Here is a 26584-nt window from a genome sequence, read left to right on the forward strand (position 1 = left end):
GCTACAGACGCAACGTTCATCGGCCCGGTAGTCTGTCTACTATTTTCGCGAAGCCTGCTTCTTGCGCAGCGACGTTTGTTCGCGTCGCTCGACCTCATGGTCAATCGATGTGCGGATTAGATCAAGCCTGCTTTCACCCTCAAGGAGAACGGCATCCATTCTCTCCTTCGCACCATCAGGCAAAGTGAGATTTATGTTTTCTGCCCACAGTTTTTTGCGTCCCATGTTGCACCGAATAACGTGTACATGTTTTTGTGTCAATGTTGCGTTTTTCGTGTACATGTTATTGACAGCGATATCGTGTACACGATATGTTGGTGGCACCACTTCATCGGCATAGAAAAGGGCTCCGCAATGCGCGCTAATATCAATCAAGCAAAGTTTTCCGTTGTTTCCCTGGGCGCTGTCTTGCATCAGGCAGCTCTCGCGTCGCGGGCAATTATTGATGCGATCCCTGACGATGTCAGCATCGACGACGAAATGAGCCTAATCGCAGGGGCAATCGCGCCGGTCGATAGAATCGCTTGGATGATCCTAAACACTCCCAGCTTGAATGATGAGGCTGAGGAGATCACGTCGCGCGCGTGCGCTTGGCTCGACGACCAATATTGGAAGGAGGCCGCATGAACACTGCTTTCCTGCTCATGGCGCAGTACAACGGCGCAGCGGTGATTCCATTGGAATTAGTCTGTCGCGACTACTTTTCCCACCTTACGCCGGTTGAGTTCGTGCGGCGGGCGACTGCGGGTGAGATAGCGCTGCCTGTTATCCGGATGACGACGAGCCAAAAAGCGGCGCGAGGTGTTCATCTGCAAGATCTCGCTGACTGGATTGATGCGCGGCGAGCCGATGCCAGGAAAGAGTGTGATCAATTGCGCAGGCGATGATTCAGGAGAGTGGCTCGATATCTTATGGAATGCCGCGCAATCCGTAGCTTTCCACTATACGTTCGTCGTCAAGAGTAAAGGTGCTTGGATCACACGGGTAAAGCAACGGCGGCGCAAGTATTGAAAGAGCGTCTAGCTGCACATGTTTTCGATATTCTGGGCTGTTCCGCGTTCCGAACTGAAAAAGCTGCCCGAAAGTCGAACTCGTGCGGCGCACGTGCTGATCTTCGATCCAGCAAAGGAATTGGTGCCGGAAATACGCGGCCTTTCTCAGATGTTCCAATACGCAATCGGATTCCTGCAGGGGCAAGTCGGCGTGCCGCAAAAGATCTGGTTGCTTCTGGATGTCGGTGGGGTGAGGCCTTATGTAGTGACTTTTATATCCGTCGTCTGTCGATGGAAGACTGAGGAAATTCCAGAGGACAATTATGCTGAACTTTGAAAAGTGATGCTGCGCGAAGTTCACATCCTTTTCCATGTATAATCGAAATACACGTTCGGCAGGTCCAAGAAAAACGGAATAGAGAAATATAAACGCTGCTGGGTCATAGCTGCCGAGGTCTACAGACACAGTCTTCGGGGTCAATTTCGCTTTGTAGTGGTCCTTGGCTAGATTTGGACATCGCCGGGCAAATAAAGGTATGAAGCCGGTCTTCTCTTTTACCACTTTAGTGAAACTGAAGCTTTCCTCTTGGTCGTTGCCCACGCGATAAGTGTGATGAATCGTATTAATGCCGTGTGGGCTGTCCGGGCTGGTCCAGATGGAATACCTTTGTTCATCCACTAGCTTCCCCACCCTGTCGTCCGTCTTAGCGTAAGGATTGTGGAATTTCGTTCGTCTGAAGAACAGCTTTAAATCGCCTGTCTTCAAATTTTCTAGAAAGAAGAAGACTTCGCGTCTCTCATTCGTTGCGCCGATATTGAACGATACCCGATTGCTCATTTTCCTGACTGACTTTCGGTAGCGTCGTCACCTTCCGTGCATCTTCACTCGACAACACTAGCGCATATCGCTGCGGCCTAACCATTCATTCCGTCGGATTGTAACTTTGCAGTCTCGATTGCGAGGCCTTACTTTGGCACTTCGAACTTGCCAGCAATGGTAGCGTTGCCATGGCAGCTTTCACAGACTGGTCCATCGTATCGTCTCCCATCTGGCAATCGATAGTCATAAGTGTGCGGCTGCAGCCGTTCACAGAAGTAGCAGTACTGTTCATTTGGAACGGATTTCTTGCGGGCCATGTGATTCCCTCTCGCGAGGATGCTACAGTCTCCTGCTATGAACCTGCGAGGGGCCTGTTTCGGCCAACAATGTTTGCTCTAACAACAAACCGGCATTTGCCTGAAGACAGGCGCACGCAGAGATCTAGAAACCTGTGGAGATTTCCATTTGACGCAGGGTGTGTATTCAGGCGTGTAAAGACGACTGTGTTGGTCTGCTAACTAGCTGAATCAACAAATGTTTTTTGCGATGAATGGTGCCCCTGGCCGGAATCGAACCAGCACTCCTTGCGGAACTCGATTTTGAGTCGAGCGCGTCTACCAATTCCGCCACAGGGGCCTTCTGACGCCGGCCGGAGACCGGGGGCGCGAAGCGGGCGGAATATAGCGGGCGCGGGCGGCGGGTCAACCTGCGGTTTGGCCGATAGGGCCGCCGCGCACACTCCAGTGTGATCGGGGCTGTCTCGACAGGGTGGTGGCCCCGGGATAGGACGCAACAGCCACTCCGGAGAGCACCGTGACTGCCCAGACTGCCCCTCAATCCGCGCCCTTGCAGGCGTCATCCGATCCAGCGCTGGTCGCCGCACTGGTGGTCGGCCTGATTGCACTGGCGACGCTGGCGGGAGCCTGGTTCTTCCAGCTGGTGCTGGATATCCGGCCGTGCCCGCTCTGCCTCGAACAGCGCTATGCCTATTATCTCGCGATCCCGCTGGCGGTGCTGGTGGCGATTGCTGCCGGCAGGAACGCGCCGCGCGGCCTTGTTGTGACTGGCCTCGTTGTGCTGGCGCTGGCGGCGCTCGCCAATGCGGTGCTCGGCGGCTATCACGCCGGCGTCGAATGGAAATTCTGGCAGGGTCCGACGGACTGTTCGGGTCCGGTGGTCGATCTCGGCAAGGCCGGCAGCCTGCTGGAGCGCCTCGACACCGTGAAGGTGATCCGCTGCGACGAGGTGCAGTGGCGTTTCCTTGGCCTGTCGCTGGCCGGCTACAATGTGCTGATCTCGCTGCTGATGGCGGCGATCGCACTGTGGGGCGCAGGCAAGACCGCACGGCGCTAATCGTCGATGTCGTCCTGCGCCTTGCCGAACAGATGCACGATGCCGGGCGTGACGATCGACACATAGATGAAGCGCGACAGATGATGCGCGCCGACGAACACCGGATCGATATGCAGCGTCAGCGCCAGTGCGAGCATGGCGTCCATGGCGCCGGGCGCGAAGGCGACAACGACATCGCTCAGCTTCACAGTCGTGGTGAGCGCGATGATCGTGACGAACACGGCCGATATGGCGATGGCCACCGTGAACGAGCCGAGCGCGGCCCAGACGTGACTGAGAATCGTGCGCGGCGAGATCTTGCCGAAGCGCGAGCCGATCAGGCTGCCGATGCCGACGAGGGCGGTGATGTAAGCCCATTGCGGCAGCGTGCCGTGGACCCAGCCGGTGCCGTGCAGCACCGATGAGGCCATCATCGCGCCGAACATCCAGCTTGCCGGAAACTTGATCCAGCGCATGATCAGCGAGACCGCAACGGCCGCGGCGGCGAGCTCGGCGAGTGCCAGCGGCGAGGCTTCCGGTCCGCGCGATGGCAGCGGGCCATGACCCATCAGGCCGGTGGCGGCGAGCAGCAGCGGCACCATGCCGGTCAGGATGATGACGCGGAAAATCTGCACGACCGCGATGCCCGGTACGTCGGCATTGCGCTCGGTGGCCAGCATGATGATTTGCGATAGCGCGCCGGGACTGCCGGCCAGCAGCGCGGAGGTGCGGTCCCAGCCATGGACGCGCTGCAGATAGATGCTGCTGCCGAAGGTGGCGCAGAACGTAGCCAGCGCCAGCAGCGCGATGGTCACCGGATAGGCGCTGAGATTGTGCACCATCTCCGGCGACACCATCGAGCCGAGCGATAGGCCCAGTGTCATCAGGATGACATGGGCCATCGGCTGTGGCAGTCCGACCGGACGGCCGAGGATGCCGTAGGCGGCGACCGCGATCATTGCGCCGGAGATCAGCCCGCCCGGCAATTCCGCCAAATAGAATAGCGCGCCGCCAATCGTGCCGATGACGAGCGTCTCAAGGGTGGTGCGAATCTGCAGGGGGCTGGGAAGAGCGATGGCCATTTGCACGGGAAGCTGAAGGAGCCCGCTTTATGGCAAAGTCTGCATCTGGCGACAAATGCGGTGTGGTCTACCTGTCCCTCGCTTTCCGGGCGAGGGACAGGTGGATGACGAGAGTTTAGTTCGGTTTTGCGGTCTTCTTGCATTCCGAGCGGAATTTACGGCGGGCGTCGCCATGCAGGCCCTTGGCGTCAGCCTGTTTCGAACATTCAAGCGATGCCGCCGTGCGGGGCTTCTCGGCTGTCTTGTCCGCAGGCGCCATCTTGTCGGCGGGGGCCGCCTTGGCGGGCGCAGTCTTGGTGGCCGCCGGCGCAGGTGCCTGAGCGGTGGTCTGTGCGGATGCCGCCCCCATCAGCAGGACTGAGGCAACGGCGGCAGTGGCAAGGCTAGAAGCGAATCGGATCATGGCAGCACCTCGAATTGAACAGGGAGGACAGGGTGGGCGCGCCGGGCTGAACGGCAGGTGAATGAGTTGAAATATATCTGGCAGTGCGATCACGATAATTTTTCGCAGGGAGCTGCGGTCCCGTTGCTACGTGCAACGGTAGCGATAGGATGCCGTCGTCTACTTTTACTTAGTGTAGCAAAGGGAGAGAACGCCATGACGATGCCCGTCAAATTCGCCTGCGCGATTGCAGTATCCAGTTTTGCTCTGCTTGCTTTCAGTCCGGCCCATGCACTTACCGCGACTGAATGCAGTGCAAAATATCAGGCGGCCAAGACCGCCGGCACGCTGAACGGCCAGAAATGGAATGACTTCCGCAAAGCCGAATGCGGGACTGATGCCGCTGCGACGACGCCCGCTGCTGCACCTGCGGCAACCGCGGCGCCAAAGGCTGCTGAAACCAAACCTGCGGCTGCGCCGAAACCTGCTGCGGCCCCCAAGCCGGCTGCGACGACAGCTGCGGCTCCGGCAGGCCCTGCCACCTTCCCGTCGGCGGTCGATCCGAAATACGCCAAGGAGACGGCTGGCAAGGCGCGGATGCACACCTGCGTGGATCAGTACAATGCCAACAAGGCCGGCAATGCCAATGGCGGCATGAAGTGGATCGAAAAGGGTGGCGGCTACTACAGCGAGTGCACCAAGAAGCTGAAGGGCGCCGCCTGATCGGATCAGCCGTGCGCTGAGGTTGATCGACATCACTTGCTTCGCGGGCGATAACGATCGGTCATCCGCGGAGTCCCCATGATTGCCAGTCTGTCCCTGATCCTGCTGTGCCAGCTCGCTGGCGAGATCGCCGTGCGCGCTTTTGCATGGCCGGTGCCCGGCCCGGTGCTCGGCATGCTGTTGCTGCTCGTTCTGCTGTTGCTGCGTGACCGTGCCGTGCTGTTCGCGCAGGGGCCGCTGCAGGGCGGCGGCGTGGAGAATGCCGCCAAGGGCCTGCTTGCACATCTGTCGCTGATGTTTATCCCCGCCGGTGTCGGCGTGGTGCAGAAGCTCGATCTGCTGGCCGAGCATGGCACGGCCATCGTCGGCGTTCTGGCGATCTCGGTGGTGATCACGCTGCTGGTGACGGTGGCGACGTTCCTCGTTATCAGCCGGGTGATGACACGCGGGCGGAGCGCGTGATGACCGCCAATCCGTTCTCACTCTGGGTCTATCTCTCGCAACAGCCGCTGCTGTGGCTGACCGTGACGCTGCTGGTCTATGCGACGGCGGATGCGCTGTCGCTGACGACCGGCCGGCATCCGTTCGCCAACCCGGTATTCCACTCGATGTGGATCATCGCCGTGTTCCTGCTGCTGACCGGGACGTCCTACACGACCTATTTCAGCGGTGCGCAATTCGTGCACTTCCTGCTCGGTCCGGCGACGGTGGCGCTGGCCGTACCGCTCTACGAAAATCGCAAGGTGGTGGCGGCAGCGATCGTGCCGATGCTGGCTGCGCTCGTGGTCGGCTGTGCCACGGCGATCGTCTCGGTCGTGTTGCTGGCAAAGGCCTTCGGCCTGCCGCAAAACGTGGTGCTGTCGCTGGCGCCGAAATCGGTCACCGCCGGTGTCGCCATGGGCATCAGCGAATCGCTCGGCGCCGACGCATCGCTGACCGCGGTGGCAGTGGTGCTTACCGGCATCATGGGCGCGATCATCGTCACGCCGATGATGAACCGTATGGGCATCACCGATTATCGCGCCCGTGGCTTTGCCGTCGGATTGGCGTCGCATGGGATCGGCACAGCGCGGGCCTTTCAGGTCGATGCCGTGGCCGGCGTCTTCGCCGGCATCGCCATGAGCCTGAATGCGCTGGTGACCTCCCTGCTGGTTCCGCTTGCCGTCACCCTTCTGGTGCGCTGATGGTCACGACAGCGTTTTCCCGGCAGGCGGATTTGTGATGCTGACTGCATGGAGCCGGGCCGGAAAGGTCACTATGGTCACGCCGTTGCGCGCATGATCCGAACAAGTGGACACTGATTTTTTCGAAAGATCATGCTCAGATGAGAAGATGAGAATCAGCCGTTCATGATGACTGTGATGCAGGGGGCGCTCGGCCTGGCTTCGGGCGCACTGGTCGGCTTCTCGCTCGGCCTGGTCGGTGGCGGCGGCTCGATCCTCGCTGTGCCGCTGATGGTCTATGTCGTCGGCGTGCCTGAGCCGCATGTCGCGATCGGCACCAGCGCCATTGCGGTCGCGGCCAATGCGGCGGTCAATCTCGGTAATCATGCGCGTGGCGGCAACGTGCACTGGTCATGCGCGCTGGTGTTTGCCGCCGCAGGAATCGCCGGTGCGCTCGGAGGCTCGATTCTCGGCAAGCAGGTGGACGGGCAGAATTTGCTGGCGCTGTTCGCAGTCCTGATGCTGGTGATCGCCGTGCTGATGCTGAAGACGCGCGCCCAGGTCGGCGAACACCGCGTCGAGATCAGCATGTCGAACACGCCTTCGCTGCTTGCGCTGGGTCTTGTCACCGGCGCGCTGTCCGGCTTCTTCGGAATCGGTGGCGGCTTTCTGATCGTGCCGGCGCTGATGGCGGCCACGGGCATGTCGATCATGAGTGCGATCTCGTCATCGCTGGTGGCGGTCACCGCCTTCGGTCTCACCACGGCATCGAGCTATGCCTGGTCCGGGTTGATCTCCTGGAAACTCGCGCTGGTGTTCATTCTGGGTGGTCTGCTCGGCGGACTGTTGGGAACCAGCCTGGCGCGGCATCTGTCGCTGCGGCGCGGCGCGTTGAATACCGTTTTTGCGTCTATCATTATCGTCGTGGCGCTCTATATGTTGGCCCGCAACATCTACATTACCTGAGCGCTGGCGCATGATGCGTCTTCGGAGAACATCATGACTGCCGCAATCCGCGATACCTCGAAGACCGCCACGACGCGCCGCGCTGCGCTCGGGCTTTTCGGTGGCGCCATGCTGCTTGGCGTGTCCGGCAAGGTGCTCGCGGCATCTGGTGCCGCCAAGGACGAAGACGTCCTCAACGAAGCCGCGGTGCTGCGCGATCCGGATATCCCGGCCGCCGGCAACCCGAAGGGCGACATCACCATCGTCGAATTTTTCGACTATCAATGCCCCTATTGCCGCAAGATTGCGCCTGACCTGCGCGCCTTGGTGAAGGAAGACGGCAAGGTTCGCCTGGTGTCGAAGGACTGGCCGATCCTGGGGCCGGTGTCGGTCTATGCGGCCCGTCTCGTGCTCGCGGCGAGATACCAGAACAAGTTCATCGAGGCGCAGGACGCCCTGATCAGCCTCGATACCAAACTGACCGAAGCGATTGCGCGTGACCGGCTTGCCAAGGCCGGCATCGATGTCGATCGCGCCGTCGCCGATCTGCAGAAAAATCAGGATGCGATCGTTGCCAAGCTGAAGCAGATCGACGAGCAGGCGACGGCTTTCGGCTTCAACGGCACGCCATCCTTCATCGTCGGCAAGTTCCGGATTCCCGGCCCGATCACCAAAGAACAGTTCGTTCTCGCGATCGCCGATGCGCGCAAAGCTGCGGCTGCGAAGAAGTAAAAGTCTGCACGTTCACGACAGAAAAAAGCCCTCGCTCATCAGCGAGGGCTTTTTTTGGCTGGCTTCAGCCGGTTTGTCGTTGGTGACGTGTCGTCTTACGACTTCACTTGCGAGGTCAGCTTGGCCCAATCCTGCCTGGTGCGCGTTTTCAGCGCTTCCCATTCGTTGGCGGCGACGTCCCAGTTGACGATGGTCCGTCGCTCCTGCGCCGTCTGGCCGTTCGCCACAGACGAGGTCGACATCGAATCGTAGATGTAAACGCCGATGCCCAGGATCAGCGCACCCAGGATCATTCCAAAAAACGTCCGCATGTCGATAAGCCTCCGTTGAATGTGGATAACGTGTCTTCCAAGGCTTTGGTTCCCGGCCGGGTGGTGCACCATTGCCGCAGCGCATTCATCAGCGGCATTGATCTTGCGGTCGCGGCATGATGATCCTTGGGAATCATGACCGTTCATCTCACCGATCAATCCGTGCTCGACGACGCCGTGATGAAGCTGGTGAAGCTGGACCCGCGCCTGAAGCCGATCCTGGCCATGGCCGGGATGCCGGCGCTGCGCCAGCGTGCCCCGGGCTTCGAAGGGCTTGCGCAGATCGTCTGCGGGCAGCAGGTCTCGGTGGCATCGGCTTCGGCGATCTGGGGCCGCGTCTCCGGCGCCTTCTCGCCATTCGATCATCATGCCATCCGCAAGGCGCGCACCGATCGTCTGGGCCGGCTTGGCCTGTCGGCGGCGAAGATCAAGACGTTGAAAGCGCTGGCGCGTGAACTCGCCGAGGAGCGGCTGAATCTCGACGTGCTCGCCGAGGAAGACGCCGACGCTGCGCATAACACCTTGGTCGCATTGCACGGCATCGGCCCGTGGACGGCCGACGTCTATCTGCTGTTTTGTCTCGGCCATGGCGACGCTTGGCCCGCGGGCGATGTCGCCATTCAGGAATCCATCAAGGTCGGGCTCGGTCTCAACGAGCGTCCGACCGTGAAGCAGATGGCGCCGCTGGCAGAACCATGGCGTCCGCTGCGCGGTGCGGCGGCGCATCTGTGGTGGGCTTACTATCACGCCATCAAGAAGCGTGAAGGCGTGATCGGCAAGGTGACGACGTAGGACGGTCTGTCTTAAACAGCGTTTGAAACGGACGTTGTTTTAAACAACTCCGCTGTCGCAAAACAGACATTGGCGGTGGGAATGATCGCAGCAGCAAAACGCTGCGGAGGTCGAACATGAGTAATTGCACGCAATTCAATATCGCGAAGAATGATTTTCAAGGCACGGCGCTGGTGCAGATGTCGCTGCCACGACTGGACGAACTGTCCGATGATTGCCTGCTGGTCGAGGTCGAACGCTTCGCCTTCACCGCAAACAACATCACCTATGCGATGCTGGGTGACCAGATGAAATACTGGCAGTTGTTCAAGGCGCCGGAAGGCTTCGGCAATATTCCGGTCTGGGGTTTAGGCAGAGTGATTGCGTCGATGCATCCGCAGATCGCCGAAGGCGAGCGGCTGTTCGGCTATTTCCCGATGGCCTCGCACCTGGTGATCGAGGCCGCGGATGTCAGCAAGCGCGGCCTGCGTGATGGCGCGGCGCACCGGCAGGGCGTGGCGCCAGTCTACAATGCCTATGCGCGGGTGACCGGCGATCCAGCCTTTGCCGGGCGCAACGGCGACTATCAGGCGCTGCTGCGGCCGCTCTTCATGCTCTCGTTTCTGGTCGATGATTTTCTCGCCGAGCAGGAATTCTTCGATGCGCGCACTGTCATTCTCTCCAGTGCCTCTAGCAAGACCGCTTTCGGTCTGGCGCATCTGCTGCACGGCAAGCGCAAACCGATCCGCGTAATCGGTCTCACCTCGGTAGGGAATGCCGATTTCGTGCGGTCGCTCGGCTGCTACGACGATGTCGTGCTCTACGATCATATCGATACGCTGCCCGCCGATCAGCCGGTGGCCTTCGTCGATATGGCCGGGAATGCCGACCTGCGCGGCCGGCTACATCGGCATTTCAACGACAAGCTCGTCTATAGCGGGCGTGTCGGGCTTACCCATCAGGATGCAGCGGTGGATGAGGAGCTTCCCGGCGCCAAGCCCTCATGGTTCTTCGCGCCGGACCAGATCCGCAAGCGCGCCAAAGAATGGGGACCGGGCGGCATCGATACCCGGTTCAACGCGGCGTGGTCCGGCTTCATACCATTGCTGGAACAATCGCTCGCGATCGTCGAGAGCCGTGGCGTTGTGGCTGTCGAGGCAATCTATCGCGATACGCTGGCGGGGCAGGTGCCCCCTGATCAGGGGCACATACTGTCGCTCACGGACGGCTGACGACAGACCGTTACATCTCGCCGATCGCTTCGCGGCGGCGCTGCTCGGACTCTTCGGCATAGCGCCGTGTCGCATGGGCTTCCGAGAGCGTGCCGAGCACGCGGTGGCTTTCTGGCTCGACCACGGCCAGCGATTCCGCTTCGGCGCCCTCGAATACCACCATGGCGTCGCGGATGTTCATGTCGGGATGCAGGACGACGTCGCGACAATGCAGCAGGCTGTCGAGCCGGAACGCTGCCACATCAGGCGAATGCGCTTCAGCGACGATGGCGAGGCCGACATAGCGGCCTTCGGGATCGACGGCGACGACCTGGGTCTTCGAGCCGAGCGGGAACTTCTCGCGGAATTCGTCGAGCGGCATGGTGGAGTCGACAGTCGGCACGTCCGGGCGGAGCAGTCGCTTGACAGTGAGATCGCGGATCCAGCCCACGTCAGCGGCGCTGCGGATGGTCTCGCCGCGCAGATGCAGGCGCCATGTGGCGAAGGAGTAGCCGAACAGTTCGCGCGTCATCTGGGTGGAGATGATGACGGCCACCAGCACCGCGGTGGTGAGCCAGAGATTGCCGGTGGATTCGAGCGCGATGAACGACATGGTGAGCGGCCCGCCGATCACCGAGGCCGACAGCGCGCTCATGCCGATGATGGTGTAGACGGCGGGATCGATGGTGAAGCCGGCGCCGATCGCATTGAAGCCGACCGCGAACAGATGGCCGCCGAGTGCGCCGAGAAACAGCGTGGCAAAAAACAGACCGCCACGAAAACCGGTGCCGAGCGAGACGATCGAGGCGAGCGTTTTCAGCGCCATCACAAAGGCAACCAATGCGACCGGATAGGCCGTCATGCCGCCGAAATGCAGCGCGCCGTGTCCGGATGCCATGACTTGCGGCGTCAGCAGCGCCATCAGGCCGACCAGCAGCCCGCCCAGCGCTGGACGCAGCGGCGGCCACAATTTGATTTTGGTGAGCAGCGCTTCGGTCCAGGCGACGACACGCATGATGCCGATGCCATAGGTCGCGGCGAAGACGCCGAGCAGGGCCGCCACTGCGAGATCGCGGCCGAGCACGTCGCCGAATCGGCCGGCAACGACGCCAAGCGACAGCGGATCGAAGGCATGGGCCACGAAATAGCCAATCACTGCGGCGATGCCGACCGGCATCAGGCTCGCCGATGTGTAGCCGCCGATGACGAGTTCGAAGGCATAAAATGCACCGGCCAGCGGCGCGCCGAATGCGCCGGCGATCGCGGCCGCCGCACCGCAGCCGACCATCACGCGCTGGTCGCCGCGCCGCAGATGGAAGGCGCGCCCGATGGAGGCACCGAGCCCGCTGGCGAGCTGGGTGTAGCCGGCCTCGAGACCGACCGAGGCGCCGACGCCGCTCGACCACACGGTTTGCAGCGCGACGATGATGCTGCCGCGGAACGACATCCGCCCCCCATGGAGCGCGTTGGCCTCGATGGGGTCGACCTCGCGGGCCGGTCGCCAGCGCAACAGAAGCAGGAAGGCGACCCCCAGCAGCAGCCCGCCAAAGGTGGGAACCAGAAGCGCGCGCACCGGATCGATCCAGAACTGGCTGGAGAGCCGCTGGCCCCATTCCAGATTGAACAACACGGCGTGAAGGACGCTGACCGCAGCGCTCATGGCGGCCACAACGAGACCCCCGATCACGCCGATCAGCGCTGCCAGAATCGCAAGGCTGGTTTCATGCGCGCGGACGAAGGCGCGCAGCCGTTGCGGGGCCTCGAGATAGCGGGAGGAAGGGACCATCGGGCAGCGTCCGGTATTCGCGGCCGCGAACCGGGCGCGCGCCACGGGGTTTAGCGGCAGGCGCTGCGACAGACCACCCGCAGTTCCCAGAAAAGCGACCCAACCCGGCGCTTTTGTGAGGGGATAAGGTCTGCCCTATGCCCTTCACAACCCTGTCACGCTGCCTGTAGTATGTGGAGACAGGTTGCTTCGCAGCCATATGTGGGGGTCAGGAGCGTTACTTGAACGCACATGTCTCGCAAGGCGGTTGGCCGGTTCTGGTCCTCAATGCGGACTTCCGGCCGCTGAGTTACTACCCACTGTCGCTGTGGTCGTGGCAAGACGCGATCAAGGCAGTGTTTCTCGACCGTGTGAATATCGTAGAGCACTACGATCACGCGGTGCGGAGTCCTTCGTTCGAATTCCAGCTGCCCAGCGTGGTGTCGCTGAAGTCGTTCGTGAAGCCGACGACGCATCCCGCCTTCACCCGGTTCAACGTTTTCCTGCGCGACCGCTTCTCCTGCCAGTATTGCGGCTCGCATGACGATCTGACCTTCGATCACATCGTTCCGCGCTCCAAGGGCGGGCAGACCACCTGGGAGAACGTTGTTGCGGCCTGCTCGCCCTGCAATTTGCGCAAGGGCAACATGACCACGCAGCAGGCGCGCATGTTCCCGCGCCAGACGGCCTTCGCGCCGACGGTGCACCAGCTCCATCGCAACGGCCGGCTGTTTCCGCCGAACTATCTGCACGGCAGCTGGCTGGACTATCTCTACTGGGATACGGAACTGGATCCGTAGGCGTCGTTGGGCGCTACGCCAAGATCGCTATTCCTGCTTCAGCTCGAGCTTGCGGATGATATCGCCCCATTTGGCGATCTCTCCACGCACATAGTTCTGGGAGTCGGTCACCGAACCGCCAACGGCCGCGAAGCCGATGCGGTCGAATTGTTCGCGAACACCTGCATCTGCGAGCGTCTTGTTCACGTCGGCGTTGAGCTTGTCGATGACTGCCTGCGGCGTCTTGGCCGGCACCAGGAATGCCACCCAGGTTGCATCCTCGTCGTCACTCAGTCCGAGCTCGCGCGCGGTCGGGACATCCGGAAGCGATGGCATACGCTCGCGGCTTGTCACGGCCAGCGCCTTCACCTGTTTGCCCTTCACCAGCTCCATCGCCGCGGGCAAGGCGACACTGGCCAGAGGCGTGTGACCGCCCATCACCGCATTTAGCGCGGGACCTGCACCCGTGAATGGCGCATGCACGATGTTGGCCTTGGCGTTGAGCTTGAATATTTTCTCGGCCGACAGATGCGGCGTGGTGCCGACACCGGCGGTGCCATAGGTGAAGTTTTCCTTGGCGGCAGAGGCAATTACCTCGCGCAGGGTCGATGCTGTGAGATTCGGTGCGCCGACGATCAGATTGGGCGTGGTCGCCGCGACCACCACGGTCTTGAACTCATCCGGCGAATAGCCGGCCTTAGCCGACAGGCTCGGATTGACGGCGAATGCGCTTGTTGTCACCAGCACGGTATAGCCATTGGGTTCGGCTCTTGCAGCAGCGGCAGCCGCAATATTGCCGCCGGCACCACCGCGATTCTCGATCACGACGGGTTCGCGCCACTGGTCGTTCAGTTTCTGTCCGACAATGCGGGCGATGATATCGGCGGGGCCGCCGGGCGCGAAAGCGACGAGCAGGCGCACCGGCTGCGCCGGATAGGGCTGCTGGGCGACGGCGGGACTGATCGCCGTCAGCAGCGCTGCGGTGATGACGACCGCGCTGGATGCGCGCTTGAAGAAGTGCGTCATGATATTCCTCCTCGATATTCTTTTCGGGAGGCTTTAGCGCCCCCTCAACGGGTGTGGTTCAGAACACCTCGTCCTTGAACCACCGGCCCTGCGCCAGCGCGTATTCGGCAATCTCCATACGCGTGCCGATCCAGACATCGTCGCGCTTGCGGGCCAGCTTGATCATGGCGTCGTAAACCCATGCGCCTGCCGGCCGACCGAACACATGGGTGTGCGCGGTGACATCAAGCATGAACGGTGCCGCGTCGGCCTGGCTTGCATTGTCGAGGATGGCGCGGAACTGGTCGATCAGCGTTGCCGGCGCATTGCCGTAGCGGATGCTGTGCGGCAGATCGTTAACGTCCATCGTCAGCGGAATGCCGACGATGCGTTGGTCCGGCGCATCTTTCTGCGTGATAATCGAGGGCAGGTCGTCGTCATTGCAGTCGCCGAACCAGACATAGCCTTCCTCAGCGAGCAGCTTTGGCGAAATCGGGCTTCCGGTGCCACGCGGGCTGATCCATCCCTTCGGACGTTCGCCGGTGACGGCGGCGATGAGGTCACCGGTGCGGCGGATATTGGCGCGCTCACCGGCCTCGTCGAAATAGACCGGGATGACATCCATGCCATAGGAATGCGCCACGATCTCGTGACCAGCGGCATGAAGCTCCTTCAGCACGGTCGGGTGGGTCTCGGCCAGCACGCCGTTGACCATGATGCTGGTCTTCACATTGTTTGCGGCGGCGATGCGCGTGAGGCGCTGGATGCCGCGCACGGCGCCGTAGCTTGCCCAGGAATGTGCGTTGGTATCGAAAAAGCCGGGCTGCAACACGTTGCCCATCGGCCCGATACCCGGTGCCTTGCCAGGCGACCAGGCTTCGTAGGCCAGGTTGAAGACGATGCCGATGCGCGCGTCATTCGGCCAGCGAAAGTCCGACGTCGCACGCTGAACACGGAATGTCCGGGAGTCACTCATGTTGTTTTCCTTGTTTTGGCGAGTGCGTTGCCGTGTCAGGCCACGATGCTGTTGGACAGGATGCCGATGCCCTCGATCTCGGCTGTGACGCGATCCCCCTTGAGCAGGAAGCGCGGCGGCGTCATCGCATAGCCGACCCCGGACGGAGTTCCGGTGGCGATCACATCTCCGGGCTCCAGCGTGAGACCGCGCGTCAGATGTTCGATGATGGCTGGGATATCGAAGATCATGCGGCTGGTGCGGCTGTCCTGGCGTACCTCGCCATTGACCGTGCTGAAGATCCGAAGGTCGGCAACATTCGGCAGCGCGGACGCATGGACCACAACCGGCCCGAACGGGCAGGAGCGATCGAGGCCCTTGCCTTTGAACCACTGGCCGTAACGGCGTTGCACGTCGCGACCGGTGATATCGTTGATGATCGAATAGCCGAACACATGATCGAAGGCGTTCTGCGCGGAAATGTTGCTGCCCGGCTTGCCGATGATGACGGCGAGCTCGACTTCGTAATCGAGTTGTTCGGTGACATTGGCATGCTGCGGAATCGTTTCACCTGAAGCGATCACGGCGGTCGGCGGTTTGGTGAAGAATTCCGGCACGCTTGGCAGCGGGGCGGGTGCCTTGCCCTGCGCGCGCATCCCTTCGTCGATATGGTCCTTGTAATTGCGGCCGACGCAGAAAACGTTCTTCTTCGGCCGCGGGATCGGTGCCATCAGCGTCAGCGAGGCCAGCGCAGCAAGGTTCGCGGCATTCGCGGTGGATGCGAGATCACGCACGATAGCGAGCCCCGCTTCGCCGGCTTCGGCGAGATCGCCGACATGGCGTGGCGCGGAGGCCTGGCCTGCGGCGGGCCACGCCTTCGTCAGATCGAGAACATTGTCATCGATCAAGAGGCCGAGATGCGATCCGTCTGCGGCTGCAAAAGTCAGGAAGATCATGTTGTGGTCTCATTCTGTTCGTGGAGGTCGAATTCTTTCAACGACGCCGCTGCCTGGTCGCGCAGCAGACGGACATGCCGTCGCGCGAGTGTTTCTGCGCGGTCGGGATCGCGCTGTGCGATCGCGTCGATGATGTCGTGGTGCTCATGAAACGATTGCGAGCCGCGATTGAGACGCTCGATGAACCGCAGTCCCGCCATTTTCAGATGGCCGAATGAGTCCCATGTCTTGCCGAGCAGGGCGTTGCCGCTCTCTTTGATCATCAGCGCATGAAAGGCCGTGTTGGCAGCGGCATATTCGGCGGGGCGTGCCAGCGCGCCGGCTTCATCGAAACCGGCGAACACGGCCCGCAGGCGGAGCGCGACATCGTTCGCACCGTTGAGGGCCACTTCACGCGCTGCCAGACCTTCCAGCATTTCCCGGATCGACAGCCATTCGAGATATTCCGGCAGCGATGTCGGCATCAGCCGCGCGCCGCGGCGCGGACGAAACGTGATCAGCCCTTCCTGTTCGAGCCTGCGCATGGCTTCGCGTACGGGAGTCCGGCTGACCCCGAGTTCTGCCGCAAGCTCTTCTTCTCGAAGTCGCAAGGGGGCCGTGAGGCCGGCCGCGCGCACCCCCAGCCGAACTTTCAAGGCCGTATAGACTTCGTCTCTCAGATAGGGCCGGGCGGCGATCGGGCTGATGCTCATGGATTTTGTATATGTATACAAAATCGGAAAGTCCACGGTATTTCAATGTTGCGTTGCGGCGATTTTGTCGGATGTGGGCGATTTGGATGATCAGTAGCTAGGGCTGACAGATCTCGCAGGGCGCGGAGATGGCCGCTTTGCCGTCGTATCAGTATGGTCTTTGGCCTCTCGCTCGGTCCTGGGTTGATAGGGCCAAACGATTTGCCCGGAGTTTCCGATGAGCGACATTGTCGTCGACGATATCGTGGTGCTGTTGCCGCCGCTGCTGCAGTCGCTTGAGGCGCTGCAATTCGTTGCGCGCAATCTGCATCCGCCGACTTTCGGTGCCGTCATGGAAGCGGTGGGCGAGCCCGATCAGGCGCTCAAGGCGGTACGCGCAGAGCTCAACGCATGGCCGGATGATTTTAGTGATCTGCGGGCTCATCTCGATGCGGCGAGCGACGCGGCGCTGACAGCCTTTACCGGCCTGCGCGCGGCCCAGCAGCCTGGGGGCGATCTGCCGATGGTGTTTCGTGCGCTACGTCACGCCACGCGCGCGCAGGAGGCGCTTTATGCCACGGTGGCGCGGCTGCCGCCTGTGAGTACGTTCTTTCTTCCGCCTGACATGCGCGAGAACACGGCACTGCTCGAACGACTGGCCTCGCCTTCGGCAGAGAATACGGGCGTCATTCATGACGGCGAGCCCGGACGTCGCGGCGGTTTCTCGATGTATGTGCCGGAAACCTACACGCCGGATCGTGCCTGGCCGCTGGTGATGGCGCTGCATGGCGGCAGCGGCAACGGCCGGGCTTTCTTGTGGAGCTGGCTCGCCGATGCCCGCAGCTCCGGTGCGATCGTGATCGCGCCGACGGCGATCGGCAGCACCTGGGCGCTGATGGGCGACGATGCCGATACGCCGAATCTTTCGCGCATTCTCGAACTGGTGCAGTCGCGCTGGCACATCGATCCCGCGCAATTGCTGCTGACCGGCATGAGCGATGGCGGCACCTTCTGTTATGTCAGCGGCCTCCGCGCCGAGTCGCCCTTCACCCATCTGGCTCCGGTGGCCTCGACCTTCCATCCGCTGATGGCGCAGTTCGCCGATGCAGATCGCCTGCGCGGACTTCCCATCCATCTCGTCCATGGCCGTCTCGACTGGATGTTTCCGGTGCAGACCGCGCGCGAGGCGCAGCAGGCGCTCACGATCGCCGGCGCCGATGTCACCTATCGCGAGATCGACGATCTCAGCCACTGCTATCCGCGCGAGGTCAATGCGGTGCTGCTGGCGTGGCTCGCACAACGTCACGGTGCGTAACCAAACGCCGCAGGGCCGCTAAGTTCACAGGCTGGACTTCCGCGTCCGCGATCGGTTCTTATATGGCGGGGACTGGCCATTCCGGACAAAGGAGATTTTGCATGCCTTCACTGACCGAATGGAAAGTGCCCCCTGGCGTGCAGCCGCGTGCTGAGGATTACGGCTTCGACCTCGAACAGGCGCTGGACGCGGTGGTTGGGCTGCATTGCATCATCCCGGAAGATGCTTTCACGGCAGAAACGCTCGGCACCGAGCGCGCCGGCAATGGCGTGCTGATCGGTGACGGTCTCATCCTCACCATCGGCTATCTCATCACCGAAGCCGAAACGATCTGGGTGCATCTTGGCGACGGCCGCGTGGTGCAGGGCACGGCGCTGGGCGTCGATCAGGAAAGCGGCTTCGGACTCGTACAGGCGCTCGGCGAAATCGACATCGCGCCGCTGCCGCTCGGCGAGTCGGCGAGCGCGAAGATCGGCGATCGCGTGGTGGTCGGCGGCGTCGGCGGACGCACGCGGTCCGTGGCCGGCAAGATCGCCGCGACACAGGAATTTGCCGGCTATTGGGAATACCTGCTCGACGACGCGATTTTCACGCATCCGGCGCATCCGAACTGGGGCGGTGCCGCCCTGATCAACGCCAAGGGTGAACTGATCGGCATCGGCTCGCTGCAGATCGAGCGCGAGCATGGCGGGAAGAACGAGCATCTCAACATGGTCGTGCCGATCGACCTGCTGAAGCCGGTCCTCGACGATCTCAAGACCTATGGTCGTGCCAACAAGCCGCCGCGGCCGTGGCTCGGGCTGTATGCCGCCGAGGTCGAGGACAAGGTCGTCGTGGTCGGGATCGCCAAGAAGGGGCCCGCGGCCCGGGCCGAGCTCAAGACCGGCGACGTGATTCTTGCCGTCAACGGCGAGGAGGTATCCGATTCCGTCGAGTTCTATCGCGCGCTCTGGGCGCTAGGTCCGGCCGGTGTCGATGTGCCACTGACGCTCTATCGCGGTGGCGATACATTCGATGTCGAACTGGTATCCACGGACCGCTCCAAAATGTTGAAAGCTCCCCGGCTGCATTAACGCCAGGTAGAGCCGCGGCCTGCAACGATGGTGGATTGCATGCCAGACCGTTGCGTGAGGGAGCACTGACAAAAAATTGAGACATTCAGAATTGCAAGCTATCAGAATTAGCTAAATATTATGAGCGAAGCGACTTCTGATTCGTGCTGGCCTGATTCACATCAATTGCAGGTCAATGTCATTGTCACGTGCACCATTTGACAGTTCGCAACGGGGCGGACTGTTTGTCGTCAAGAGTTCTGACATGCCTCATCGTGCCATGCCGTTCGGCAATGACAATATCCGCACCAGCCACTTGAAATGCGACCAGTGCAAGACGCGCACGTCCTTGCAGGGGATCGAACGATCCCAGGGTTTCGAGACCAGGCTGTTCGGCTGCGCCCATTGCGGTGCAGTCAAGACAATCCAGATAGGTGCACCCGACCCAATCGCGGTCTCGTCCTAGACATCAGGCGCACCGCAACATGTGCGGTGCGCAGCATCTCGACGCGATCAGTGCGCGTGTCCGCCGCCGGCCGGTGCCGAGGCGCCAACGGCGTTGACGTCGAGTTCGATGTCCACCTTGCCGGCCTTCTCGAACTGTAGCTGCACCTTCACCTTGTCGCCCTTGGCGAACGGCTTGGCGAGATCCATCAGCATCAGATGATAGCCGCCGGGCTCGAGCTTCACGGTGGCGCCGGGCTTGATCTCGAGCCCCTCATTGAGCGGGCGCATTTTCATCACGCCATCGGTCACGCTCATCTCATGCACCTCGATGCGGCTGCCGCCGGTGAATGTCCCGCCGAGCAGCTTGTCGCTGGTCTTGCCGCTGTTGGTGATGGTGAGATAGCCGCCGGCCACTTTGGCGCCGGGCGGTGTGGCGCGCGTCCAGGGCGTCATGATCATCAAGTCGCCCGCATGGACCATGCCGGCCATCTGCGCCATTGCATCATGTGGTGATGCCGCGGCAAGGCGCACGGCCGGCGCCGGTGATTTCAGGCTGTGCGGATCCTGCCCCGCAGCCGGGATCTGCGCCCAGTCTTCCGAGCCCTGCTCGCAGCTCTGCAGTGTTGGCAGATACAGCGGTGCATCGGCCTTCAATGCGGCAGGCAGGTAGGCCGAGAATACGAACTCGTCATAGAGGTCGTTGTCGAGTTTGCCGGTCCAGGTGATTTCCTTGACGCCTTCCGACGCCTTCATGCCGTGCATGAAATCGTAGGTTTGCGCATAGGCGCCTTTCTTTACTGCGATGGTCCAGCCCGGCTTCGCCATCGGCTTGACCGCGATCATGCCTTCCGGAATCTGCACGGTGATCTTTGTCGTGGGCGAGGCGCCGCAGCCATGCGGTACGGCGAGCACCGCGCGATAGGAGCCGCCGACCGTGGCCGGGCCGCTCTGCACGAAGACATGGGCATAAGCAGGCGATGTCACTGCGCCCAGCGCAGCGAGAAGCAACAGCATGGAGCGGTTGGTCATGGAACGTCCTTTCGTGGATTGAAGCATAGCGGAAATCGTCATCTTCACCACCTCGCCTTGACGCCGGCATAGATGGCGCGGCCGGTGCCGGGTTCGAACAGCGGTGACGTCGCCGTGGCCTGATTGAGAATGCTGGCGGAGGCGATGTGGCGGGTGTCGAGCACGTTACGTGCTTCGATATAGCCCGAGTAAGTGCCGCCATTGTCGACGCCGGCTTTCAGGCCGAGCAGCGCATAGGGCTCGGTCTTCAGCGTATTGGCGCTGTCGACATAGTAGGATTCCGGCACCCATTCGACATTGGGACCGAGATAGAAGCCGTTGGCGTGTTTGTAGAGCAGTTCCGCGCGCAGATAATGCCGCGGCGCGCCCGGCAGCAGGTTGTTGCCGAAAGTCGCGTCATTGTCGAAGCGGAAGTCGTTGAACGTATAGGCCATGTTGAGCCAGAGCTTGTCCGGCTGCGGCGAGGCGTCGAACATGCCCTTGAAGACAGCGATGCCGAGACCGGCCTCGATGCCCTGATGGATCGTACGATCCGCATTGGTGACGTTGCAATTTCCGAAGGCGCTATAGATGCATTGCAATTCGTCGGTGATGTTGGCGCGGTAGCCAGTCAGCTCCCATGTCAGGTCCGGCCGTCGCCCGCGCGTGCCGATCTCATAGGTTGTGGCGCGCTGTGGCCGGATGCTGGTGAAGGGGATCGTCGGGATGCCCGGGCCGTTGGAGCTTTCGCCAAAGCTTGGCACTTCGGCGCTGCGTGAGACGTTCGCGTAAGCCTGCCAGGTCGGATCGATGTTCCACAGCAGTCCACCTTTCGGGCTCCACAGGTTGAATTCGGTCGAGCCCGATCCGTCGATACCATTGGGCTTCAAACGATCCTGTCTGTCGCGCGTCGCATAAAGGAATTGCGTGCCACCGATGACAGCGACAGTCGGCAGGAAATAGAACGAATTTTCCGCGTAGACCGAGGTGTTCTTCGATCGATCGATGGACGAGAACGTCAACGCGCCCTTCTGTCCGGCGACATTGACATACTGGTTGTTGTCGATGCGGCCGTTGATGACATTCACGCCCGCGACAAACACGTTGCGATAGCCGCCAATATTGCGGTCGTCGGTCACTTTCGCGAAGCCGCCATAGTCCTGATAGCTGTAGTCCAGATACTGGAAGATCGGATGCATCAGGTGCCGGTCGACGGCGAAGGCGCCAAAGTCGATCGTGGTGTTGTCGAGCCGGATGGTGGTTTTGTTGGCAAGGCGCACGGTGTCGATGTTGCGCTGCTGGTCGCCGGTGAGGTTGCTGGCCGCCGCGGTGGTCGGCGAATTCAGCGCGCTGTCTTTGCTGACCGAGCCGGGAATGCGCTGCCGCACGCTGTTGGCATTGAGATAGAACCGCGTCTCGAAATCCGGCGAGAACTGGTAGCCGACATTGCCGCTGACGCGCGTCGCCTCGCCGTAGCTGTGATCGCGGAAGCCATCGGCGGATTGCGTCGAGGCCGTGATGAAACCGTCCCACGGACCATTGGCGCCGCCGGTGTTGGCCTGCAGGCGACGGAAGCCGAAAGCGCCCATGTCGACCGACGCGCCATTTACGAATGGGTCGCGGCCGGTGGGCGTCACGAAATTGATCGCGCCGCCGAGCGAATTGGCGCCAAAGCGCAATGCGTTGCCGCCCTTGAACACCTCGACATATTTATAGGCGGTCGGATCGATCTCCTGGAAATCGCCATAGCCGTCGGCGGTGTTGATCGGGATGCCGTCCATATAGAGCTGCACGCCGCGCAGATGGAAATTGCGCGACAGGCTCGATCCGCGGATCGACAGGCGGGTATCGTCGCCCCATTTCGGCTGCGCGAACACGCCCGGCACATAATCGAGGATGTCCTTGATGGTGTTCGAGGGCGTCGATGTTCGCCACGCATCTGCGGTCACCAGCGCGACGCCGCCCGGCGTCTGCTGGATCTCGCGCAGCGCCTGCTGGGCTGTGAGCACGGTGAGGGCGCCCGGGACGCTCGGAGCCTGTGCGCCAGCAGGTGTTGGCGTTGCCGCAGGGCCGGTACGGGCCGCGCGGGCGTTCGGCGCAATTTGAGTTTGGCGCGGTTTGCGCGAGGCGACAGCGCGCTGCTGTGCGGGCGCATCGACGGTGACCGCCGGAAGCGAAGTGAAGGGGGCCGATTGGGCTGATGCCGCGCCTGAGATGAGCGTGGCCGCGGATGCGAGCAGGGCGCTGCGCAGCCGCATGGAAACGGATAGCATGGGGAAAACTCCACCGGGATTGAACTGAGCAACGCGCGCGTTGATGCGCGGCGTCTGACGGCGTGGAACGTCAGCTCAGGCGCGGTGGCGCGCGGGCCCGGTGGTCGGAGGTTGCGGCTTCCGCGATGATGCGATCATCGAGGGCAGCCACGGGAACGATCGCGATGGCGATGCGTGAGACGAGGAAAGTCGCGGAGGCAGGCGGGGCCCCCGGCGCATGGGTGCCGACGCAGACCGGGCAATGCACCGCAGGAGCGCCAGTGGTCTTGCCGGCGTCGTCCGGGGATGCGGCAAGGTCGGGATGGGTGAGGCAGAGCTCGAAGCCTGCGGCCTGCGCGGTCGGCGAGATCGCGGCGAGCAACAGGCTGGAGAGCACGACATTGAGCACAAGCGCATAGGCAGCGGCCAAAGATGCCACGGCCCCAAACCAGCGTTTGCGCGAAACATGTGTCACAGGAACGATCCTCGCCTCCCGATTAACACGGGGGCGGAACCTGTCAAAGCCGTTCGTGACCGGATCCGTTGATCCAGGTCAGAGAACCACGATGCCGGAATGTTTGGCCTTGTCGTCGGGTTCGACATGGATGGTGATCAGAGCCTCGCCGATCTCCTGGCGGATCGCGGTCTCGAGCTTGTCGCAAATGTCGTGCGCGGCGCTCACGGTGGTCGATCCTGCCACCACCAGATGGAAATCGATAAAGGTCATGCTGCCGGCGCGGCGGGTGCGCAGGTCATGGGCCTCGATGGCGCCGTCGGCATGGGCCGATATGGTCTGCTTGATGCTCGCGAGCATGGCTGGCGGGATGGCCTCATCCATCAATCCGCTGAGCGACTCCTTCATCAGGCCCCAACCGGCCCACAGGATGTTGAGCGCGACCAGCGCCGCAAGGATTGGGTCGAGAATCGCGATCCCCGACAGTGCGGCTACTCCGACGCCGCCGAGAACGCCGATCGAAGAATACACGTCGGACAATAAATGGCGGCCGTCTGCTATGAGGGCGGGCGAGCGGTGGATGCGACCCTGCCTGATCAGCACCCATGCCCAACCGGCATTGATGATGCTCGCCGCTGCGTTGACGAGCAGCCCGACCCAGGGCGCTTCGACGAGTCGCGGCGTCAGATAGCCTTGATAAGCTTCACGCAGGATCAGGATCGCGGCGAGCACGATCAGCACGCCTTCGAGCACGGCCGAAAAATATTCAACCTTATGATGACCGTAGGGATGATCGTCGTCAGCCGGTTTCGCGCTCAGCGTGGTCGCAAGCAAAACGACGATGGCCGTCACAACATTGACGATGCTTTCAATCGCGTCGGACAGCAGTGCGACGCTGCCGGTCAGATGATAGGCGGCGTATTTCATACCGAGGACCAGCAGGCCAACGGCAATGCTGCCTTGCGCAAGACTGCGAACGCTTGTCATCTGAAAATCTCGTTGGGGTAACGCGAAGTCTCACGCGGCTGTGTGCTCTAATATGCCGGTTACAACGATGCAAGCCGTGAAATCCAGCTGCAAGTGCTTCGCATTACAATGCGCGTGTACTTCATCGGGCAGGTCGTCCCGCCAACGGACATCATATCGATCTCGTCATGCGCGTGGCGTTCGTAGCGACCGTCTGCGCATTGATAGTTGTGGGACCACATCGTGCTGAATCGCGTTGCCATGGCGCGGTCCTCAATGTCGCCGGTCTCAACGAGGCTGGCGAGACCCATGGTGGAGCGCTTCGGCACGCGTCGGCTGGCATCGTCGCTGCGGTTCCGTGGCCAGGATCGTGCTGCGCGCTGGCTGACCCTCAGAGGTGATTGATCAACCTGAGGTTATTCGTGAGCCTGCGCGGCTGTGGCGCGATCACCACAGCGACGCGCAAAGTGCATCGCAGAGCTGTTCCATGAGCCAAATGACACGCTGTTGAGCCTGATTTGATCGCTCAGCCCTGTATGAGGTGCGGGTCGTCCGCGTTGGGCGCGTTGCAGTAAGGGTTGGGAATGACAGGTTTCGGTGGATCACGCGGGCTGCGCCTTCTGGCGCTTTTGATGTTGCCCGCTGTGCTGGCAGGATGTGCAAGCAGCGGTGGGATGATGTCATCCACCGGCTTTGGTGGTCCGTCCGCCAGCTATGCCGAGTTGAATGACGGCGGGCACACGCTGCCGGCCATCGACGTCTCCGCAATCGATTCGGCGATGCTGCGTCAGCGCGTCGCCTACCGCACCAAGGAGCCCGTCGGCACCATCGTGGTCGATACGGCCGCGCGTCATCTCTATCTCGTGGAAGGCGACGGCAAGGCGATGCGCTACGGCATCGGCGTCGGCAAGGCCGGCCTCGCTTTTGCCGGCGCTGCCGTGATCAAGCGCAAGGCCGAGTGGCCGCATTGGACCCCGACGGAAAACATGATGAACCGCGAACCCGCGCGCTATCGCAAGATGGCGGGCGGCATGGAGGGCGGCATCGATAATCCGCTCGGGCCGCGTGCGATGTATCTCTATCAGGGCGACCGCGACACCATGTTCCGCATCCATGGCACCACCGAGCCCGAGACCATTGGCCACGCGGTGTCCAGCGGCTGCATCCGGCTGATGAACCAGGACATCGTCGATCTTTATAGCCGCGTGAAGATCGGCAGCCGCGTGGTGGTGATCCAGAGCGGCCGCGCCGAGTCCTGAGGCGCGCCTTCGACCGAGAATTCAAAACGCCGGGTGTCCTCTGATACCCGGCGTTGCGTTCGGCGCCGCAAATTTTGCCGTAGCCGGTTTCGTTGCACCGCCTTATGGTGCATTTTACATTGAATACATCTTTTGATTGTTTCTGAGCGACCGTGAGGCCCAGATGTCTTTCCGCGAAGATAACAGTGCATATGAGGACTGGCTGCGCGACCAGTGCGACGTCGTGGAAAAGGATCTCAAGCTCAAGCACAGGCTGATGCGCGAGGACTCCTTTGTCTTTTTGCGTGGCACGTATTTTCGGTGGGCAAAGAAGATCGAAGAACTCTGCGCGATTTTATGTGACGCGCCGCATGTCCTGTGCGTCGGAGACGTGCATCTCGAGAATTACGGCACCTGGCGCGATGCCGAAGGGCGTCTCGTATGGGGCATCAACGATTTCGATGAGGCGGCGAAGATGCCGTATCTGTTCGATCTCGTTCGTCTTGCGACCAGCGCGCAGCTCGCGCCGGGCATGAAGCTTGGGCGAGCGACGATCTCGCGTGCCATTCTCGCCGGCTACCGCAAAGGCCTTACCGATCCGCATCCGGCACTCTTGGATCAACGCGAATTCTGGATGCGGCCCTATGCCGTTCGCGCACGCAAGAAGCCGGCAAAATTCTGGAACGAGGTGAAGAAGTATCCGACCGCCAAGCCGCCTGCAAAGGTCGTCAAGGCACTGAAAAGGTCGCTAAAGGGCGCAACGATCGAGAGATTTGGCAGCCGTGTCGCGGGCACCGGCGGCCTCGGACGGCCACGATACGTGGCCGTCGCCACTGCAGAAGGCGGCTTCTGCCTGAGGGAGGCAAAGGCGCTCGTCCCTTCGGCCTGGCTGTGGGCGCATGGGTCAAAATCCGGAGTCTCGCATCTTCACGCTCTGGCGTTTGGACGCTATCGCGCGCCGGATCCGTTTCTGGCCATTGACGGCAAGTTCGTGATCCGCCGGCTTGCACCGGACTCCCGCAAGATTGAACTTGGCAAGAGTCCGGGCGCTGAGCTGGCCAAACTGACCACGCAGCTATTGAACGCGATGGGGCAGGACCTCGCTGCCATTCATGTCGCGGGCAAGATCGGCGCAAGGGCTTTGCGCGCCGATCTCAAGAAGCGCCCTCCGGGATGGCTCGGCAGGGCCGCTGAGACCATGTCAGAACTGGTCGAAAGCGACTACCGCGCCTGGAAGAAGAAATAGAGCACGGCAGT

The 26584-nt window shown here is 61.7% G+C and carries 28 protein-coding genes and 1 tRNA gene; 14 read left to right on the forward strand and 15 right to left on the reverse strand.

Annotated elements, in window-relative coordinates; genetic code table 11:
- Nucleotides 1-39: 39 nt before the first annotated feature.
- Complete coding sequence (locus AB8A33_RS01415; RefSeq protein WP_439091132.1) at nucleotides 40-414, reverse strand: hypothetical protein; 375 nt, start codon at nucleotides 412-414, stop codon at nucleotides 40-42.
- A gap of 209 nt (nucleotides 415-623) precedes the next feature.
- Between AB8A33_RS01415 and AB8A33_RS01420 the strand changes: the two genes are divergently transcribed.
- Complete coding sequence (locus AB8A33_RS01420; RefSeq protein WP_439091133.1) at nucleotides 624-887, forward strand: pyocin activator PrtN family protein; 264 nt, start codon at nucleotides 624-626, stop codon at nucleotides 885-887.
- Between the two features lie 22 nt (nucleotides 888-909).
- On the opposite strand, the gene AB8A33_RS01425 is transcribed toward AB8A33_RS01420, so the two are convergent.
- Both AB8A33_RS01425 and AB8A33_RS01430 read right to left on the reverse strand, forming a co-directional pair.
- Nucleotides 910-1830 (reverse strand): hypothetical protein, encoded by a 921-nt coding sequence (locus AB8A33_RS01425; protein WP_439091134.1) that lies wholly within the window; start codon nucleotides 1828-1830, stop codon nucleotides 910-912.
- A 533-nt stretch (nucleotides 1831-2363) separates the two neighbouring features.
- Nucleotides 2364-2448: transfer RNA gene (locus tag AB8A33_RS01430), tRNA-Leu, on the reverse strand.
- 177 nt (nucleotides 2449-2625) lie between these two features.
- Between AB8A33_RS01430 and AB8A33_RS01435 the strand changes: the two genes are divergently transcribed.
- Nucleotides 2626-3165, forward strand: coding sequence for a disulfide bond formation protein B (locus AB8A33_RS01435; RefSeq protein ID WP_439091135.1), 540 nt, complete (start codon nucleotides 2626-2628; stop codon nucleotides 3163-3165).
- Here the strand turns inward: AB8A33_RS01435 and AB8A33_RS01440 are convergent.
- Together AB8A33_RS01440 and AB8A33_RS01445 are read right to left on the reverse strand one after the other, a co-directional pair.
- Complete coding sequence (locus AB8A33_RS01440; RefSeq protein WP_439091136.1) at nucleotides 3162-4226, reverse strand: AbrB family transcriptional regulator; 1065 nt, start codon at nucleotides 4224-4226, stop codon at nucleotides 3162-3164. The two genes, AB8A33_RS01435 and AB8A33_RS01440, sit on opposite strands and share 4 nt — an antisense overlap.
- Nucleotides 4227-4341: 115 nt before the next feature.
- The gene (locus AB8A33_RS01445; protein ID WP_439095826.1) at nucleotides 4342-4626 is read right to left on the reverse strand and encodes a PsiF family protein; all 285 of its coding nucleotides are present in this window, start codon (nucleotides 4624-4626) and stop codon (nucleotides 4342-4344) included.
- 198 nt (nucleotides 4627-4824) lie between these two features.
- On the opposite strand from AB8A33_RS01445, the gene AB8A33_RS01450 reads away from it, so the two are divergent.
- From AB8A33_RS01450 to AB8A33_RS01470, 5 genes are all read left to right on the forward strand, one after another.
- Complete coding sequence (locus tag AB8A33_RS01450) at nucleotides 4825-5331, forward strand: hypothetical protein (protein ID WP_439091137.1); 507 nt, start codon at nucleotides 4825-4827, stop codon at nucleotides 5329-5331.
- A gap of 78 nt (nucleotides 5332-5409) precedes the next feature.
- A complete protein-coding gene (locus AB8A33_RS01455; RefSeq protein ID WP_439074521.1) occupies nucleotides 5410-5793 on the forward strand; it encodes a CidA/LrgA family protein in 384 nt (127 codons plus the stop codon).
- Nucleotides 5793-6515 carry an LrgB family protein gene (locus tag AB8A33_RS01460; protein WP_439091138.1) on the forward strand — a complete coding sequence of 241 codons (723 nt, stop codon included), beginning with the start codon at nucleotides 5793-5795 and terminating at the stop codon, nucleotides 6513-6515. Before AB8A33_RS01455 ends, AB8A33_RS01460 begins: the two co-directional genes overlap by 1 nt.
- A 165-nt stretch (nucleotides 6516-6680) precedes the next feature.
- A complete protein-coding gene (locus AB8A33_RS01465) occupies nucleotides 6681-7460 on the forward strand; it encodes a sulfite exporter TauE/SafE family protein (RefSeq protein ID WP_068729255.1) in 780 nt (259 codons plus the stop codon).
- A gap of 33 nt (nucleotides 7461-7493) precedes the next feature.
- The gene (locus AB8A33_RS01470) at nucleotides 7494-8171 is read left to right on the forward strand and encodes a DsbA family protein (RefSeq protein ID WP_439091139.1); all 678 of its coding nucleotides are present in this window, start codon (nucleotides 7494-7496) and stop codon (nucleotides 8169-8171) included.
- A gap of 95 nt (nucleotides 8172-8266) precedes the next feature.
- On the opposite strand, the gene AB8A33_RS01475 is transcribed toward AB8A33_RS01470, so the two are convergent.
- Complete coding sequence (locus AB8A33_RS01475; RefSeq protein WP_315844026.1) at nucleotides 8267-8482, reverse strand: hypothetical protein; 216 nt, start codon at nucleotides 8480-8482, stop codon at nucleotides 8267-8269.
- A gap of 135 nt (nucleotides 8483-8617) precedes the next feature.
- Here AB8A33_RS01475 and AB8A33_RS01480 point away from each other — a divergent pair, with 135 nt between their 5' ends.
- Together AB8A33_RS01480 and AB8A33_RS01485 are read left to right on the forward strand one after the other, a co-directional pair.
- Nucleotides 8618-9274 carry a DNA-3-methyladenine glycosylase family protein gene (locus AB8A33_RS01480; protein WP_439091140.1) on the forward strand — a complete coding sequence of 219 codons (657 nt, stop codon included), beginning with the start codon at nucleotides 8618-8620 and terminating at the stop codon, nucleotides 9272-9274.
- A gap of 116 nt (nucleotides 9275-9390) precedes the next feature.
- Nucleotides 9391-10485, forward strand: a complete 1095-nt coding sequence (locus AB8A33_RS01485; RefSeq protein ID WP_439091141.1) for a DUF2855 family protein — start codon at nucleotides 9391-9393, stop codon at nucleotides 10483-10485.
- A gap of 10 nt (nucleotides 10486-10495) precedes the next feature.
- On the opposite strand, the gene AB8A33_RS01490 is transcribed toward AB8A33_RS01485, so the two are convergent.
- Entirely contained in the window at nucleotides 10496-12250 is a 1755-nt protein-coding gene (locus AB8A33_RS01490; RefSeq protein WP_439091142.1) for a chloride channel protein, read from the reverse strand.
- A gap of 221 nt (nucleotides 12251-12471) precedes the next feature.
- On the opposite strand from AB8A33_RS01490, the gene AB8A33_RS01495 reads away from it, so the two are divergent.
- Complete coding sequence (locus AB8A33_RS01495; protein ID WP_439091143.1) at nucleotides 12472-13029, forward strand: HNH endonuclease; 558 nt, start codon at nucleotides 12472-12474, stop codon at nucleotides 13027-13029.
- A gap of 27 nt (nucleotides 13030-13056) precedes the next feature.
- On the opposite strand, the gene AB8A33_RS01500 is transcribed toward AB8A33_RS01495, so the two are convergent.
- From AB8A33_RS01500 to AB8A33_RS01515, 4 genes are read right to left on the reverse strand one after another with little or no spacing between them, the layout of a single operon-like run.
- Complete coding sequence (locus AB8A33_RS01500; RefSeq protein WP_439091144.1) at nucleotides 13057-14034, reverse strand: Bug family tripartite tricarboxylate transporter substrate binding protein; 978 nt, start codon at nucleotides 14032-14034, stop codon at nucleotides 13057-13059.
- Between the two features lie 58 nt (nucleotides 14035-14092).
- Nucleotides 14093-14989 (reverse strand): polysaccharide deacetylase family protein, encoded by an 897-nt coding sequence (locus AB8A33_RS01505; RefSeq protein ID WP_439091145.1) that lies wholly within the window; start codon nucleotides 14987-14989, stop codon nucleotides 14093-14095.
- Between the two features lie 35 nt (nucleotides 14990-15024).
- Complete coding sequence (locus tag AB8A33_RS01510; protein ID WP_439091146.1) at nucleotides 15025-15924, reverse strand: fumarylacetoacetate hydrolase family protein; 900 nt, start codon at nucleotides 15922-15924, stop codon at nucleotides 15025-15027.
- Nucleotides 15921-16616, reverse strand: a complete 696-nt coding sequence (locus AB8A33_RS01515) for a GntR family transcriptional regulator (protein ID WP_439091147.1) — start codon at nucleotides 16614-16616, stop codon at nucleotides 15921-15923. Before AB8A33_RS01515 ends, AB8A33_RS01510 begins: the two co-directional genes overlap by 4 nt.
- 217 nt (nucleotides 16617-16833) lie before the next feature.
- Between AB8A33_RS01515 and AB8A33_RS01520 the strand changes: the two genes are divergently transcribed.
- Both AB8A33_RS01520 and AB8A33_RS01525 read left to right on the forward strand, forming a co-directional pair.
- Entirely contained in the window at nucleotides 16834-17910 is a 1077-nt protein-coding gene (locus AB8A33_RS01520) for a phospholipase (protein ID WP_439091148.1), read from the forward strand.
- A gap of 101 nt (nucleotides 17911-18011) precedes the next feature.
- A complete protein-coding gene (locus AB8A33_RS01525) occupies nucleotides 18012-18983 on the forward strand; it encodes a S1C family serine protease (protein WP_439091149.1) in 972 nt (323 codons plus the stop codon).
- A gap of 492 nt (nucleotides 18984-19475) precedes the next feature.
- On the opposite strand, the gene AB8A33_RS01530 is transcribed toward AB8A33_RS01525, so the two are convergent.
- From AB8A33_RS01530 to AB8A33_RS01545, 4 genes are all read right to left on the reverse strand, one after another.
- Nucleotides 19476-20438 carry a DUF1775 domain-containing protein gene (locus AB8A33_RS01530; RefSeq protein ID WP_439091150.1) on the reverse strand — a complete coding sequence of 321 codons (963 nt, stop codon included), beginning with the start codon at nucleotides 20436-20438 and terminating at the stop codon, nucleotides 19476-19478.
- Between the two features lie 44 nt (nucleotides 20439-20482).
- Entirely contained in the window at nucleotides 20483-22690 is a 2208-nt protein-coding gene (locus AB8A33_RS01535; protein ID WP_439091151.1) for a TonB-dependent receptor domain-containing protein, read from the reverse strand.
- Nucleotides 22691-22760: 70 nt separating this feature from the next.
- A complete protein-coding gene (locus AB8A33_RS01540) occupies nucleotides 22761-23108 on the reverse strand; it encodes a DUF2946 family protein (RefSeq protein WP_439091152.1) in 348 nt (115 codons plus the stop codon).
- A gap of 114 nt (nucleotides 23109-23222) precedes the next feature.
- Entirely contained in the window at nucleotides 23223-24110 is an 888-nt protein-coding gene (locus AB8A33_RS01545; protein ID WP_439091153.1) for a cation diffusion facilitator family transporter, read from the reverse strand.
- A gap of 653 nt (nucleotides 24111-24763) precedes the next feature.
- On the opposite strand from AB8A33_RS01545, the gene AB8A33_RS01550 reads away from it, so the two are divergent.
- Nucleotides 24764-25348 (forward strand): L,D-transpeptidase, encoded by a 585-nt coding sequence (locus AB8A33_RS01550; protein ID WP_439091154.1) that lies wholly within the window; start codon nucleotides 24764-24766, stop codon nucleotides 25346-25348.
- Nucleotides 25349-25511: 163 nt separating this feature from the next.
- Entirely contained in the window at nucleotides 25512-26573 is a 1062-nt protein-coding gene (locus tag AB8A33_RS01555; RefSeq protein WP_439091155.1) for a DUF2252 family protein, read from the forward strand.
- The last annotated feature ends 11 nt before the right edge of the window (nucleotides 26574-26584 follow it).

The sequence above is a fragment of the Tardiphaga sp. 813_E8_N1_3 genome (assembly GCF_051811025.1).
GTDB lineage: Bacteria > Pseudomonadota > Alphaproteobacteria > Rhizobiales > Xanthobacteraceae > Tardiphaga.

What these genes read in the sequence shown, in the direction of transcription:
- AB8A33_RS01470 (WP_439091139.1), top strand. Translation starts at nt 7,494, where the DNA reads ATGACTGCCGCAATCCGCGATACCTCGAAGACCGCCACGACGCGCCGC.
- AB8A33_RS01515 (WP_439091147.1), bottom strand. Translation starts at nt 16,616, where the DNA reads ATGAGCATCAGCCCGATCGCCGCCCGGCCCTATCTGAGAGACGAAGTC.
- AB8A33_RS01505 (WP_439091145.1), bottom strand. Translation starts at nt 14,989, where the DNA reads ATGAGTGACTCCCGGACATTCCGTGTTCAGCGTGCGACGTCGGACTTT.
- AB8A33_RS01460 (WP_439091138.1), top strand. Translation starts at nt 5,793, where the DNA reads ATGACCGCCAATCCGTTCTCACTCTGGGTCTATCTCTCGCAACAGCCG.
- AB8A33_RS01415 (WP_439091132.1), bottom strand. Translation starts at nt 414, where the DNA reads ATGCAAGACAGCGCCCAGGGAAACAACGGAAAACTTTGCTTGATTGAT.
- AB8A33_RS01485 (WP_439091141.1), top strand. Translation starts at nt 9,391, where the DNA reads ATGAGTAATTGCACGCAATTCAATATCGCGAAGAATGATTTTCAAGGC.
- AB8A33_RS01555 (WP_439091155.1), top strand. Translation starts at nt 25,512, where the DNA reads ATGTCTTTCCGCGAAGATAACAGTGCATATGAGGACTGGCTGCGCGAC.
- AB8A33_RS01530 (WP_439091150.1), bottom strand. Translation starts at nt 20,438, where the DNA reads ATGACCAACCGCTCCATGCTGTTGCTTCTCGCTGCGCTGGGCGCAGTG.
- AB8A33_RS01510 (WP_439091146.1), bottom strand. Translation starts at nt 15,924, where the DNA reads ATGATCTTCCTGACTTTTGCAGCCGCAGACGGATCGCATCTCGGCCTC.
- AB8A33_RS01500 (WP_439091144.1), bottom strand. Translation starts at nt 14,034, where the DNA reads ATGACGCACTTCTTCAAGCGCGCATCCAGCGCGGTCGTCATCACCGCA.
- AB8A33_RS01550 (WP_439091154.1), top strand. Translation starts at nt 24,764, where the DNA reads ATGATGTCATCCACCGGCTTTGGTGGTCCGTCCGCCAGCTATGCCGAG.
- AB8A33_RS01475 (WP_315844026.1), bottom strand. Translation starts at nt 8,482, where the DNA reads ATGCGGACGTTTTTTGGAATGATCCTGGGTGCGCTGATCCTGGGCATC.
- AB8A33_RS01480 (WP_439091140.1), top strand. Translation starts at nt 8,618, where the DNA reads ATGACCGTTCATCTCACCGATCAATCCGTGCTCGACGACGCCGTGATG.
- AB8A33_RS01465 (WP_068729255.1), top strand. Translation starts at nt 6,681, where the DNA reads ATGATGACTGTGATGCAGGGGGCGCTCGGCCTGGCTTCGGGCGCACTG.
- AB8A33_RS01490 (WP_439091142.1), bottom strand. Translation starts at nt 12,250, where the DNA reads ATGGTCCCTTCCTCCCGCTATCTCGAGGCCCCGCAACGGCTGCGCGCC.
- AB8A33_RS01520 (WP_439091148.1), top strand. Translation starts at nt 16,834, where the DNA reads ATGAGCGACATTGTCGTCGACGATATCGTGGTGCTGTTGCCGCCGCTG.
- AB8A33_RS01455 (WP_439074521.1), top strand. Translation starts at nt 5,410, where the DNA reads ATGATTGCCAGTCTGTCCCTGATCCTGCTGTGCCAGCTCGCTGGCGAG.
- AB8A33_RS01545 (WP_439091153.1), bottom strand. Translation starts at nt 24,110, where the DNA reads ATGACAAGCGTTCGCAGTCTTGCGCAAGGCAGCATTGCCGTTGGCCTG.
- AB8A33_RS01525 (WP_439091149.1), top strand. Translation starts at nt 18,012, where the DNA reads ATGCCTTCACTGACCGAATGGAAAGTGCCCCCTGGCGTGCAGCCGCGT.
- AB8A33_RS01420 (WP_439091133.1), top strand. Translation starts at nt 624, where the DNA reads ATGAACACTGCTTTCCTGCTCATGGCGCAGTACAACGGCGCAGCGGTG.
- AB8A33_RS01440 (WP_439091136.1), bottom strand. Translation starts at nt 4,226, where the DNA reads ATGGCCATCGCTCTTCCCAGCCCCCTGCAGATTCGCACCACCCTTGAG.
- AB8A33_RS01535 (WP_439091151.1), bottom strand. Translation starts at nt 22,690, where the DNA reads ATGCTATCCGTTTCCATGCGGCTGCGCAGCGCCCTGCTCGCATCCGCG.
- AB8A33_RS01425 (WP_439091134.1), bottom strand. Translation starts at nt 1,830, where the DNA reads ATGAGCAATCGGGTATCGTTCAATATCGGCGCAACGAATGAGAGACGC.
- AB8A33_RS01450 (WP_439091137.1), top strand. Translation starts at nt 4,825, where the DNA reads ATGACGATGCCCGTCAAATTCGCCTGCGCGATTGCAGTATCCAGTTTT.